Annotated in this window: 11 protein-coding genes, 2 tRNA genes and 1 pseudogene; 8 read left to right on the plus strand and 6 right to left on the minus strand. The window is 42.2% G+C overall.

Annotated elements, in window-relative coordinates; translation table 11 throughout:
- Positions 1-6 precede the first annotated feature (6 nt).
- Entirely contained in the window at positions 7-936 is a 930-nt protein-coding gene (locus ACM0OY_RS01895; RefSeq protein ID WP_414567267.1) for a TIGR04168 family protein, read from the minus strand.
- A gap of 149 nt (positions 937-1085) precedes the next feature.
- On the opposite strand from ACM0OY_RS01895, the gene nadA reads away from it, so the two are divergent.
- The 4 genes from nadA (at position 1086) to ACM0OY_RS01915 (ending at position 5306) form a co-directional block, all read left to right on the plus strand.
- Positions 1086-2060, plus strand: a complete 975-nt coding sequence (gene nadA, locus ACM0OY_RS01900) for a quinolinate synthase NadA (RefSeq protein ID WP_414567199.1) — start codon at positions 1086-1088, stop codon at positions 2058-2060.
- 122 nt (positions 2061-2182) lie between these two features.
- Positions 2183-2265: transfer RNA gene (locus ACM0OY_RS01905), tRNA-Tyr, on the plus strand.
- Positions 2266-2349: 84 nt separating this feature from the next.
- A tRNA-Thr gene (locus ACM0OY_RS01910) sits at positions 2350-2421 on the plus strand.
- Positions 2422-2624: 203 nt separating this feature from the next.
- A complete protein-coding gene (locus ACM0OY_RS01915) occupies positions 2625-5306 on the plus strand; it encodes a CHAT domain-containing protein (protein WP_414567200.1) in 2682 nt (893 codons plus the stop codon).
- A gap of 108 nt (positions 5307-5414) precedes the next feature.
- On the opposite strand, the pseudogene ACM0OY_RS01920 reads toward ACM0OY_RS01915, so the two are convergent.
- The 5 genes and pseudogenes from ACM0OY_RS01920 to ACM0OY_RS01940 form a co-directional block, all read right to left on the minus strand.
- A pseudogene (locus ACM0OY_RS01920) lies at positions 5415-5780 on the minus strand (Uma2 family endonuclease); the annotation flags it as partial.
- A gap of 139 nt (positions 5781-5919) precedes the next feature.
- Positions 5920-6459 carry a L,D-transpeptidase gene (locus ACM0OY_RS01925; RefSeq protein ID WP_414567201.1) on the minus strand — a complete coding sequence of 180 codons (540 nt, stop codon included), beginning with the start codon at positions 6457-6459 and terminating at the stop codon, positions 5920-5922.
- A 594-nt stretch (positions 6460-7053) separates the two neighbouring features.
- Positions 7054-7569, minus strand: coding sequence for a L,D-transpeptidase (locus ACM0OY_RS01930; protein WP_414567202.1), 516 nt, complete (start codon positions 7567-7569; stop codon positions 7054-7056).
- A 113-nt stretch (positions 7570-7682) separates the two neighbouring features.
- The gene (locus ACM0OY_RS01935; protein ID WP_414567203.1) at positions 7683-8315 is read right to left on the minus strand and encodes a bifunctional 4-hydroxy-2-oxoglutarate aldolase/2-dehydro-3-deoxy-phosphogluconate aldolase; all 633 of its coding nucleotides are present in this window, start codon (positions 8313-8315) and stop codon (positions 7683-7685) included.
- Positions 8248-8508 (minus strand): hypothetical protein, encoded by a 261-nt coding sequence (locus tag ACM0OY_RS01940; protein WP_414567204.1) that lies wholly within the window; start codon positions 8506-8508, stop codon positions 8248-8250. Before ACM0OY_RS01940 ends, ACM0OY_RS01935 begins: the two co-directional genes overlap by 68 nt.
- 98 nt (positions 8509-8606) lie before the next feature.
- On the opposite strand from ACM0OY_RS01940, the gene ACM0OY_RS01945 reads away from it, so the two are divergent.
- The 4 genes from ACM0OY_RS01945 to nifH all read left to right on the plus strand — a co-directional run bounded on the left by ACM0OY_RS01945 (position 8607) and on the right by nifH (position 12098).
- On the plus strand, positions 8607-8867 hold the full coding sequence (locus ACM0OY_RS01945; RefSeq protein ID WP_414567205.1) for a hypothetical protein: 261 nt from the start codon (positions 8607-8609) through the stop codon (positions 8865-8867).
- Between the two features lie 410 nt (positions 8868-9277).
- Positions 9278-9550: a GlsB/YeaQ/YmgE family stress response membrane protein gene (locus tag ACM0OY_RS01950; protein WP_414567206.1), complete on the plus strand. Its 273-nt coding sequence runs from the start codon at positions 9278-9280 to the stop codon at positions 9548-9550.
- 1227 nt (positions 9551-10777) lie between these two features.
- On the plus strand, positions 10778-10918 hold the full coding sequence (locus tag ACM0OY_RS01955; RefSeq protein WP_414567207.1) for a hypothetical protein: 141 nt from the start codon (positions 10778-10780) through the stop codon (positions 10916-10918).
- 286 nt (positions 10919-11204) lie between these two features.
- Positions 11205-12098, plus strand: a complete 894-nt coding sequence (gene nifH, locus ACM0OY_RS01960) for a nitrogenase iron protein (protein ID WP_414567208.1) — start codon at positions 11205-11207, stop codon at positions 12096-12098.
- Positions 12099-12249 lie beyond the last annotated feature (151 nt).

Below are 12249 nucleotides of genomic sequence, written 5' to 3' on the forward strand. Positions count from 1 at the left end.
TATGATCTACGCAGGTTGCACTACTGAATGCGATCGCTCATAGAAAATTTCCTCTGACTCCACCTGAAAGTCATTCCCCACCCACACCAAGGAAGCTTGAGTAACCACACCTCCCTCTAAAGAAACCAAGGAAAAATTACGCAGCTTCTTGCCGTCATTCTCCACAATCCTGGGCACAGTAGCCGCATTCAAGTAAATTGTTCCCTCTGGACTTCTAAAAACGGGCTTTCGCAGTTCTTTCTTGGTGTGCCGTAAAGTTCGGTGCATATGACCAAATGTCACCAAGGGAATAGTCTTACCAGCAGTAACAGCCTGAGAAATCGCCTCACCAAAATCTGGATCGCCAAAGTCGCCACCAATAGGATGCCAGTCTTTGCCGCAGGGGTCTTCTGGCCGATCGCCTAACCCACTAGGCCCATTATGACCGAGAAAAATAATCGTCTTGTAGGCAGCGCTTTTCACCGCTTTGACGATGCGATCGGCAGATTCTTCCAAATCTGTAATACCGTAACGTTCGCGACAGATTTCCGCAAATTTCCATTCCGGGCCACCCCAAGTAAAGGGACGACCTCCCACTACAGTTAATTCCCAAGCCGGAAAATCTAATTTTCCATAACCGACATGGGCAGGGCCTAATAAATCGAGTTGTTCCTGTACCCAGTCTTCCTTGGAGCGGTCGTAGGGACACTTTTTGCGTCCCCATTCTGTAGCTGTGAACCAGGCATCGTGGTTGCCCATGACTGCTGCTTTGGGAATGTCGAGGGAAGCGATCGCTTTCACCACTTCCACCGACTCGTTACCAAAATCCCCAACAAACAGCACTAAATCAACACCCAGATGCTTGAGTGCAATGCCATCTTCTACTTCCCATTGGTCGTGAACATCTCCAACTACAGCAATTTTGAGGGTTATCGAATGAGTTTTCTGACTGGTCATGCCACTTTCCTTGCCGTCTATCTCCAGCATAGGAAACTCAGCGGGATTTGGACATAATCTCCGTAAAATCGACCGTCCACTATTTTTGGTAAAAACTACTATAATTAATCAACAAGACTACAAATTGCAACTAAGAGCAACCCCTAATTGTGTTTACGACTGCACTAGCTCAACGAGAAAAAACCCAACCGGGCGAACTACCATTAGATTTGTTTAGCGCCATTGAGAGTCTCAAAAAAGAACTTAACGCGGTGATTCTGGCGCATTACTATCAAGAGCCGGATATTCAGGATATTGCAGACTTTATTGGCGATTCATTACAGCTGGCCAAAGCAGCAGAAAAGACCAGTGCAGATGTAATTGTCTTTGCTGGTGTCCACTTCATGGCAGAAACAGCAAAGATACTTAATCCAGATAAATTGGTACTTTTACCAGATTTGAATGCTGGTTGCTCTTTAGCAGATAGTTGTCCACCAAAGGAATTTGCAGCTTTTAAAGCAGCGCATCCAGATCACCTGGTGGTGTCTTATATCAACTGCTCTGCTGACATTAAGGCAATGAGCGATATTATTTGTACTAGTTCCAATGCTGTGAAGATTGTACAGCAAATACCGAAAGACCAGCCGATTATTTTTGCCCCAGATCGAAATTTAGGGCGCTACGTTATGGAACAAACTGGACGTGACTTGCTGTTGTGGCAAGGTAGCTGTGTTGTCCATGAGACCTTTTCAGAAAAGAAAATTGTCGAGTTAAAGATTGCCCACCCACAAGCAGAGGCGATCGCTCATCCAGAATGTGAAACTAGTGTATTGCGCCACGCCAGTTTTATCGGTTCCACAGCAGCTTTACTCAAACATTGTCAAAACAGTCCCGCCCAGGAATTTATAGTTGCAACGGAGCCTGGAATCATTCACCAAATGCAAAAACTAGCTCCCCAAAAGCGCTTCATTCCCGCCCCGCCGATGAATAACTGTGCTTGCAACGAATGTCCATTTATGCGGCTAAACACCCTAGAAAAGCTCTACTGGGCAATGAAAAATCGCACTCCCGAAATTACCATGTCCGAAGATATCCGCCTTGCTGCACTCCGACCAATGCAACGAATGTTGGAGATGAGTGTGTAGTTAGAATAAGTTTCTACAAATTGTAGAGACGTGGTTTTATTGCGTCTCTACCAAAATTTATTTTTTCTAACCACTTGAAATTTATAAAAACTGGTGCTATGATTTTAAATCGTGAGACAAATGGGTCGGTGTCCGAGTGGTTAATGGAGACGGACTGTAAATCCGTTGGCTAGCGCCTACGCTGGTTCAAATCCAGCCCGGCCCACCTCTTACGAATTAATAAGTTATAATAGCTGGGTATTAGTAAAAATCCCAGCGTTATAACTTTAAGAAACAAAAACTATTTTTCGCCCGTGTGGCTCAGTGGTAGAGCACACCCTTGGTAAGGGTGAGGTCACGAGTTCAATCCTCGTCACGGGCTTTTTGCAGAGATATTTAGCAATCCTAAAGTACCTTAACTTGTCCTAAGGCTGTCCTAAAGCTCAAGGCAGTTTAAGGTGGTAATAAATAAGATTGTAAAAGCTTAGTCATAGACAATAGATGCAAATGGTACCATTACCCTGGTAGCGCAAGCTCCAACAAATCCTGACCTTTCCTGGTTATCATCTACCTCTTGTCATACTCATGACTAAAAAAACTAGGACTTTTGGCACAAATTTTCTCAAAGTTAAAAGGCAAAAAGCAATACGTTTGCCTTTCTACTTTGTAATGGCTTTACTATGCATTCTCGGTTCACCCGTGTTGGCAAAAGTTCCTGGTTCAATCAATTCTTCAGCCCAACTGCCAGTTAATAGTACTACGTCGGTGGTTGTAGTTACTGACCCCGCCTCACTCATAGAACAAGGCAAAATTTTATACGATGCCGGAAACTTTGCCGAGGCGATAGAAGTTTTGCAAAAAGCTGTCCAGGCATATCAGCAGCAAGGAGAGAATCTCAGATTAGCAGCGACATTGAGTAATCTTTCCCTAGCTTATCAGCAGCTCGGTAAATGGAGTCAGGCGCAGCAGGCAATCACACAAAGCCTAAATTTACTCAAAGCACAGGATAAAAATCCAAATCTGCAAATATTGGCCCAATCACTAGACATTCAAGGTCGTCTGCAATTGGCAACGGGACGACCGGACGCAGCTTTAACAACTTGGCAGCAGACGGAAGAAATTTATCAACAAATAGATAATAAAAATGGTGTAGTGCGATCGCTAATCAATCAAGCACAAGCATGGCAAGCCCAAGGATTTTACCCTCGTGCCATCAAAACACTCGATAAACTCAGTCGGACGTTAGAATCTCAACCAGATTCTATAGAAAAAACAGTGAGTTTGCGATCGCTTGGTGATGCACTTTTGGTAATAGGCGATTTGAAAAGGTCACACGAAATCTTAGAAAAAAGTCTCAAAATTGCTCGGAATCTGCAATCAAACGCAGATATTGGCGCAAGTCTGTTCAGCTTGGGCAATAATGCCCTCAAACAACAGGATAAACTCAACGCGATCGCCTATTATCAACAAACAGTTGCAGCATCTCACTCACCCCTGACAAAAGTCCAAGCGCAACTCAATCACCTGGGCTTAGTCATTGAAGGCCAACAATGGGGAGAAGTTCAAACTCTTTTACCATCGATTCAATCTCAACTCGACCAACTCCCCCTCAGCCGTGCTAGCATCTATGCCCGTGTAAATTATGCACAAAGTTTATCAAAAGTCAAGATTGATTATTTACAAGTATCGACTAAAAATTTTTCTTCTCCACTTTCCACTCAAAACTCAGCAGAATTACTCGGTCGCGCTATTGAAGAATCCCGTAGTTTAGGTGACAAACGGGCAGAGGCCTATGCCTTTAAAAGTTTGGGTAGTTTGTACGAACAAGCCAAACAGTGGTCAGAAGCGCAAGACATAACTTTGCAAGGATTAGCCATAGCACAGAGCAGCAATGCACCAGAAATTACCTATGCATTAGAGTGGCAGTTAGGTAGATTACTTTGGGCAAAAAAAGATATTAATGGTGCGATCGCTGCTTATGATGCTGCTGTGGACACTCTCGAGTCTCTCCGCAGAGATTTAGTAGTAAATAACGACGTAGTTAATCAAGATGTACAATTCAACTTTCGGGACAGCGTAGAACCTGTTTACCGACAGTCAGTAGAATTATTGCTGCAATCCCAACAAGGAAAAGCAGATGAGAAAATATTGGATAAAGCACGCCAGCGAATTGAAGCACTCCAGCTAGCAGAATTGGACGACTTCTTCCGCGAGGCTTGTCTGCAAGGTCAGAGAATAGCCCTCGATCAAGTGGTAGAGCGAGATAATACCAGCGCTGCCATTCTTTATCCAATAATTCTTCCCCAAGAACTCCAGGTAATTGTCAAAATTCCCAACCAACCCCTGCAAAACTACAGTACCAAGATTTCCCAAACAGAAGTAGAGAACCTCTTAGTAGAACTGCGAAGAAATCTTGTTAATCCCACTGCTACCAAAACTGTTGAAACCCAGTCACAGAAAGTTTATAATTGGCTGCTCAAACCCATTGAGTCAGAATTGCAAAAAAGTGACGTAAATACCCTAGTGTTCGTTCTCGACGGTTCGTTACGCAATATACCAATGTCAGCGCTCTACGATGGCAAGCAATACTTAGTGGAGAAATATGCAGTTGCTTTGAGTGTAGGTCTGCAACTCCTAGACCCGAAGCCCCTAGTGGAACAGAAATTAGTAGCTCTCACCGCAGGATTGACTCAGCCCCCACCAGGATTTTCCAAGTTTGCCCCATTACTTGGGATCAAATCTGAATTCGATGGCATCAACAAAGCAGGAGTTTCGACAACTAGTCTGCTGGATGGGGATTTTAAGAAAAAGAATTTAGAAAGTGAAATTTCTGAGACTTCATTCAACATAGTGCATTTGGCAACCCACGGTCAGTTTAGTTCTCGCCTTGAGGACACTTTTATTTTGGATTTTGATGGTGAGATTAACGTCAAAGATTTCGATACTCTCTTCCGCACTCAGAGTAAAAGCATAGTAGAACTATTAGTCTTGAGTGCTTGCCAGACAGCGACAGGAGACAACCGTGCTGCACTTGGTCTGGCAGGAGCAGCTGTACGAGCTGGGGCACGCAGCACCATCGCCTCCCTCTGGCAAATTGATGATAAATCAACTGCAATGTTTGTTAGTGCCTTTTATCAACAACTCAAGAGTGGCAAAATCACTAAAGCTGAAGCAGTCCATCGTGCCCAGCTAAAACTACTCAATCATCCTAATTATAAAGCACCAAGCTTTTGGTCTTCCTATGTGTTGATTGGCAATTGGTTGTAATTTGGAGGCTGGCTATTTTTAGCCTAAAAAAGTAAATTAAGGTGGTCAAAGCTCTGATGCAGAATAATCCTGACGATGAAACTGGGAGCAACGCCAGACCAACGTTTAAATGCTTTGCTTAGGTTTTTGTTCTGGTGAGAGAATTTCAATCGTCCAGTCTGGTGGAAGTTCAAAGTTATCAGGTACTCGATTGTCAACGGTGAAGGGTATACGCTCCCACTGAAAGACAGCCACATCGGGTACAATTGAGCGCTCTCCAAAGCTACAACGTAATTCTGGAAATGCATAGGCAATCTTCTGATTCTCCGTTACTTCGTTGACAACAGCACAGAGTTTGCCTTGTAAGCGGCTGTGTCTTCCTCTTGGCATTGGCTTAGGAATAATCTCACCGTTAATATATTCGCTAGCAGGCTTTGTTTCTGGGAGCTTCAGAAACTCTTCTAAGGTGAGAGGTTGAGTAGTTGTGACCCTCATAGCTCCTGAATTCCTCGAAAATGTCTTTTTAGTCTAGCAAGATGTATGGACAGATGCTTAACTCCCTAAACGCACCTGTTCATACATCAACGTAAAAATTGGGGTTTCGTAATTGCAACTCTTACTTACGAATCACGAATTATTTATGCACGACTACTAGAGTTCCCGTTGAAGCCCAGTTGTAAAGATTGCGAGCTTGCTTAACAGGTAAATTCACGCAACCGTGGCTGACTGGAGTGCCAAAACGATTATGCCAGTAAGCTCCGTGGATGGCGTAGCCTCCATAGAAATACATTGTGTAGGGAACGTCAGGAATATTGTAGCCCCTGCCTCGCATCCGGTGAGTGCGATACTTAGAATTAATCCGGAATCTACCTATGGGTGTGGGGGTCGATCGCTTTCCTGCGGAAATTCGGTATGAATGAACGAGTTTTTTACCTTCCCATGTACGTAAGCGTTGCTCTGACAAGTCAATTTCAATCCAGCGAGGTTGGGATATTTGGCTGATACTAGATACAGTGATGCTGTTTTCATGGCCTGACGTGGCTTTGGCTGTAGCAAAATTGGGGGTACCTGCTAATGGCGGTGACCAAGAACATAAAGTCGCCACCATCAGCGCCACGCCTGTACAAAAAGTTTTTGAGGAACGAATTCCACCACTGCGAATCCAGGATTGCATTATGCCTCACCTTCTAAACTACGCAAAAATCATGAAGTGAAGTAATTTTCTAGAACACTACAAATTTCCAGAAAAACTTCTAGCTGACTGTGGAGGATTTACGCAATTTATCCGCTAATGTTGGAGATTTGTCATTTGTCCTTTGTGAATTAGCAATGACTGATGACAACATTGACAAAAAATCTGTAGTTGAAACAAGAAATGCAAACTTTCCCCAAGTTCATATTTGCATTTGTTAAGTCTATATACAATATTTGAGGATTTACGCTTAGTTTTTTAGGGAATTTGTATTATATCCAAATGGGATAGATAGTATTTTGGACATTTATCGAACCTGTTTTTAATCCAAAATCCCAAATCGTTCGACTGAGCGGCTTGTGCTGAGCGGAGTCGTTGGCGCAGCCTCTTGTAGAGAAGCAAGCCGAAGTCTAAAATCCCAAATTTGTACTAATGCCCTACTCTATATTTTACTTGAAGTGGAGTGATTCCGATTCCGCAGATTCCCAGCATAAAATATTGCTGGGAATCTCTCAATTGTCTTGATTTGCAGTTATTTATAATTTTGCCTAAATTGGCTTTTTGCTGCTCCACGTACTATTTATGGATGACTACTGGTGTCCCTACTGATGCCCATCCAAATAGCCATTTAGCATGTTTAGGTGCAAGATTTACGCAGCCGTGGCTTACTGGAGTGCCAAATCTCTTATGCCAGTAAGCACCGTGAATGCCATAGTTCCCTTGATAAAACATTGCATGAGGAACGTTGGGAACGTCGTAGTCTCTTCCCCTCATCCGTGTAGACTTGAATTTTGATTGAATATTAAAAGTACCGACGAGGGTGGGAGTGGATTTTTTTCCAGAGGAAATGGCACTTCCATAAACAACTCTGTCACCTTCCCAAGCTATTAATCGTTGTTTTGAAAGATTAATTTGAATCCAACGCTTGTCGGATTTTTGTAATTTCTGGATTGTTTGTGCAATCACTTGATTTTTAGAATTTGCCCAAACTTCACTCGTTCCGGTAGTAGTAAAAACACTTAAAGACAGTGCTGTACCAGCAAGTAGTATTTTTAAATGACGCACTAAGTCAGGATAAATCAGTCTTTTCATACTAGATACACTCACACTCAAGTTTTCTGTTCTTAGGAAAGTTATGACTTTTCACCTTTCTTTCCATATCTATTACTTTAATAGACATGAATTTTTGATGATTTGATTCTAAGTTAACCTAACTCTTGCATTAGCTTTCTTGCCTTAGTTGCGATCGCCTGCCAATTCCCTTCGCTGACAAGCTTTTTGGGAAATAATTCACCGCTCAAACCTACAGCGATCGCTCCTGCTTGTAAAAATTCTTTGGCATTTTCCACGGTCACACCGCCAGTAGGAATTAACGGAATCTCACCCAAAGGCCCTTGTAGACTTTTAATATAATCAGCCCCACCCACCGCTTGCACGGGAAACACTTTTACACAACTAGCACCTAGACTCCAAGCGGTAACAATCTCTGTAGGAGTCAGCGCTCCTGGGATAATGGGCACATGTTTTTCTTGTGCTGCTTGAATCATTGCTGAGTCAACGTGGGGTGTGAAGAGAAATTCTGCCCCAGAAGCGATCGCTTCTTGTAGCTGCTGCACATTCAACAGCGTACCAGTGCCAATAGTACAACCTGGTAATTCCGAACGTAGTTGACTGATTAATTCCCCAGCGTGATCGCTATTCCAGGTAATCTCAATTAGCTGCATTCCCCCAGATGCTACAGCCATAGCCATTTCCCACCCCCATTCCATTTTAGGAGCGCGGATAACTGCGATCGCTCGATGTTTTTGCAACTGTGATAACCAAATTTGATTGGGCATGGGGCACTTGTACTGAGCGCAGCTTCTCGTAGAGAAGTATGGGCATGGGGATGAGGGAGATGGCAGATGGGGGAGTGTTGGGAGTGTGGGGGGAAAGATTTCTTCTCCATCCTCCCACACCTCCCACACTCCTAATGCCCAATGCCCCATACCCAATGCCCAATTCCCAATTCCCAATACTTGCTTGTTGCATCAAGCTATGAGATATTGCATACAAATAACATTAAATCTATCGACTTACCGTAGTTAAGGTTAAATACTTCAGTGATTAGGACTAAAGGAGTAATTCCAATGACAATTGCACGGCAAAACACGGCAGCATCGTTTCATGATTCCAAGAGCATCAATATATCGATTTTCCTCAATTTTGTGCGACTAGCTACAAAAGAAGTCAAGGTATTTTACTGGTATATTCACGCCTATTGGACAATATTGAGTGTGATGTTATTAACTCTGACCAGTTTAATTTATTTGATAATCCATCGGTCTTTGAGCAAGCTACTGCGAGTTCTGATGCATCGAGATGAATGGAAGGTTAGTAGTACTAAGTAAGAGTGGTTGCATTGGTCATTAGTCAGTAACACAGGACAAACAAGTCACCAGCCTTGCTTTGCAGCTATATGTCTAGCTTCTGGCTGTGCTATCCCCTACCGCTACAAGGAAACAAGCTAAATGACTACTAATGACTAATGACTAATGACACTTCTAGTAGAGGAGATAGCAAATTGAAAATGCTTATACTACAATTACCAAGCAATAGTTTAATAGCTCCTAGTTAAAGACCTACTAGGAGCTTTTTTTGCTTGATTATCTACTTCAATAGGAGGATATATCAAATAATTTAGCTCCTATTTAACTACTACTTATGGATATTAATAATTAATTCGCATGATGGATGGAGTCCAGGAGTCAGATTGCTAATATAGCTTTGTAAGTAAAAAACGTTTACCAAATTAATAACCATGAATATTCTTGCTTGGATTGTTTTAGGTCTAATTGCTGGTGCGATCGCCAAAGCTATCTACCCTGGTCATCAAGGTGGCGGAATTCTCGGAACAATTGTGTTAGGAATTATAGGTGCTTTTGTTGGTGGTAGTTTGGGTATCTTTTTCAGTACGGGAACGTTAACTCTAGCGGCTCCTACTCTGAGTATTCCAGGTATCGCAGTAGCTGTTTTGGGTGCAATTGTAGCGGTTTTCTTGTGGAACCTATTAACTCGTCGCAGTGCTGTATAGGAGCAAAATTGCAGTCAATCAACCAAAAAGATTTAGGAAAATCATTTAAATATTTTATCTGTGAATTAAATCAAAATAATAGCGTCATCTTCCTGAGAAGGTGGCGCTATTTTTTAACGCCCTTCGGACAAGGTAGAAGGCAGGTGGTTACTGAGCCTAGCCGAAGCGACCACCTGCCTTTCTTCAATTATTTTTATTGGCCAAACTCCGGTAACCTTTGGCTATTTTAATTTTCAACTATTATTAAATAATTCTATAAAAAGATTAGCGATCGCTAAGTTTAGATTTATTTTAAAAGGCTTAGTTAGCTCTAAGAACATAGCTGAAAACTGGTTGATATCGTATTGCACACTTGAACTTCTCCCTACATACCCCTTTAAAAGGCTTAATTTTAGATGACTTCCCGCATTTTTAAGCTATTTATAGGGTATTAAGCAAATTTTTTAATGCTTCAAAAGATAGCATCGAAGAATTTCTATACCAGCTTCTATTTCAATATAATCGACTAAAAAATTAATTTGATAATAGATGAATAAATTAGAGAAAGGTATGTTATTGTTGTAATAGGAATCAAAAAAGTCAAAGTACAAAAAACTTCCAAAGAAATTGAGGCAAGCTCAATAAAGTTGTTTTGTTCTGGTAAATCTGCTTCATTATCTACAGCTTTTTCTAACGAAGAGATTAAGCCAGATCAACTAGAATAGTGTTCTTCGTAACAACTTGAATGAATTAAAACTTGCCTAAGTATTAGCAAGCAAAAGTTCACTAGCCTAGCTAGCATTACACACCAGATGCGATTAGCTTTGGAGCCTGGGAAGAAAGACCCTTAGCACAGTCTGGCAAACCGATAGCAATCATAACAGTTACTAATAGGACTTACGCACACTCTAGGATTATTGGCGTTCTTAGCGTCTTGACGGTAGCGTTCCGCAAGCTGCAAAACGTCTAGGATAAAATAAGCTTTTTAGAGATTTTTGCGTAAGTCCTAACTAATTGAGTGCAAGCGAAAGCAACTATTTTCATCTGTGAACTATAGTTTCAGCAGTAACTTGCTTACTTTTGGAATGTAAACTTTACCAAGAGCAAGTACTGTTCCACATTGCTAAAAGTTCTTAGGATGCTCCAAAGTAATAGCATCAAAGTTTGCAGATGCAGACATAGCAGGGGTTGTGTAGCTGCTACCTTTAGGCGAGATGTATTCTCAGCCAATGATTGCAGTGCGATTTAGTGATTTTCAGGGAATGCCTGGAAAAGTCACAAGTACAGCAGTTGCTCAATAGTTTGGGAAATTGGCAGGTTGCTCAGCAATTAGAAGTTCTCGGCGGCTATGACATCAGCAAAATCAAGAAAGTTGTAACGACCATTTAGTGTGGATTGCATTTTTGGTTGGTTGTGTGGTCTAAGGAAAAAACTTTGCGTGAAATTGAATTTCTTCTGTAACCACTCTTAGGGCTTGAGCAACCTATGGAATTCTGTTACAACAATCGGCAATGCTTCAGTCAAGTCTTAAAGGCTTCGTCATTGTGAGACCTAGATTTCTTGTAAATAAACTTCAAGCAACTGTAGTCTACCGCCCATTCTATTGCCCAAGCGAACAACATCTCAGATAAACCTTCAGATCCATAGACAAAACAATTGTAGGAAAACGCTCACCATGACTGACGATAAAATTAGACAAATAGCTTTCTACGGTAAAGGTGGTATTGGTAAGTCTACCACTTCTCAAAATACCCTTGCAGCTATGGCAGAAATGGGTCAGCGCATCTTAATCGTTGGTTGTGACCCAAAAGCTGACTCTACTCGTTTGATGTTACACAGTAAAGCCCAAACTAGCGTTCTGCAATTGGCTGCTGAACGAGGCGCTGTGGAAGACATAGAACTCGAAGAAGTGATGCTTACTGGCTTTCGGAATGTGCGTTGTGTGGAATCTGGCGGTCCAGAACCCGGCGTAGGTTGCGCCGGTCGTGGTATCATCACCGCCATTAACTTCTTAGAAGAAAACGGTGCATACAAAGATGTTGACTTCGTAAGCTACGACGTATTGGGTGACGTTGTGTGCGGTGGTTTTGCTATGCCTATCCGTGAAGGTAAAGCACAAGAAATCTACATCGTTACCTCCGGCGAAATGATGGCGATGTATGCAGCTAACAACATCGCTCGTGGTGTTCTCAAATATGCTCACACTGGCGGCGTGCGCTTAGGTGGACTGATTTGTAACAGCCGTAACGTTGACCGGGAAATCGAACTCATCGAAACCCTCGCAAAACGTTTGAACACCCAAATGATTCACTACGTACCACGTGACAATATTGTGCAACATGCTGAGTTACGCCGGATGACTGTCAATGAGTATGCACCTGAGAGCAATCAAAGTAACGAATATCGGACATTGGCTACAAAAATCATCAACAACCACAATCTCAGCATTCCTACACCTATTGAAATGGAGGAGCTAGAAGAGTTGTTGATTGAATTTGGTGTCCTTGAAAGTGAAGAAAATGCTGCAATGTTGATTGGTAAGTCATCTGTAGAAAGTACTACCAAGTAAACAACACTCTAGGGCGAGCTGTTAGCTACCCTAGAGGATTCAGCTAGTTAACCATAGATGAATTTGGTAGGGTGGCACAGCTAGCTGTGCTACCCTAGCTACGTAATTCGTTCAAATAAAAATACGCTAATATTAGCGAGTTTCATAAAAT

The organism is Nostoc sp. CCY 9925, from assembly GCF_963920935.1.
Taxonomy (GTDB): domain Bacteria; phylum Cyanobacteriota; class Cyanobacteriia; order Cyanobacteriales; family Nostocaceae; genus Nostoc.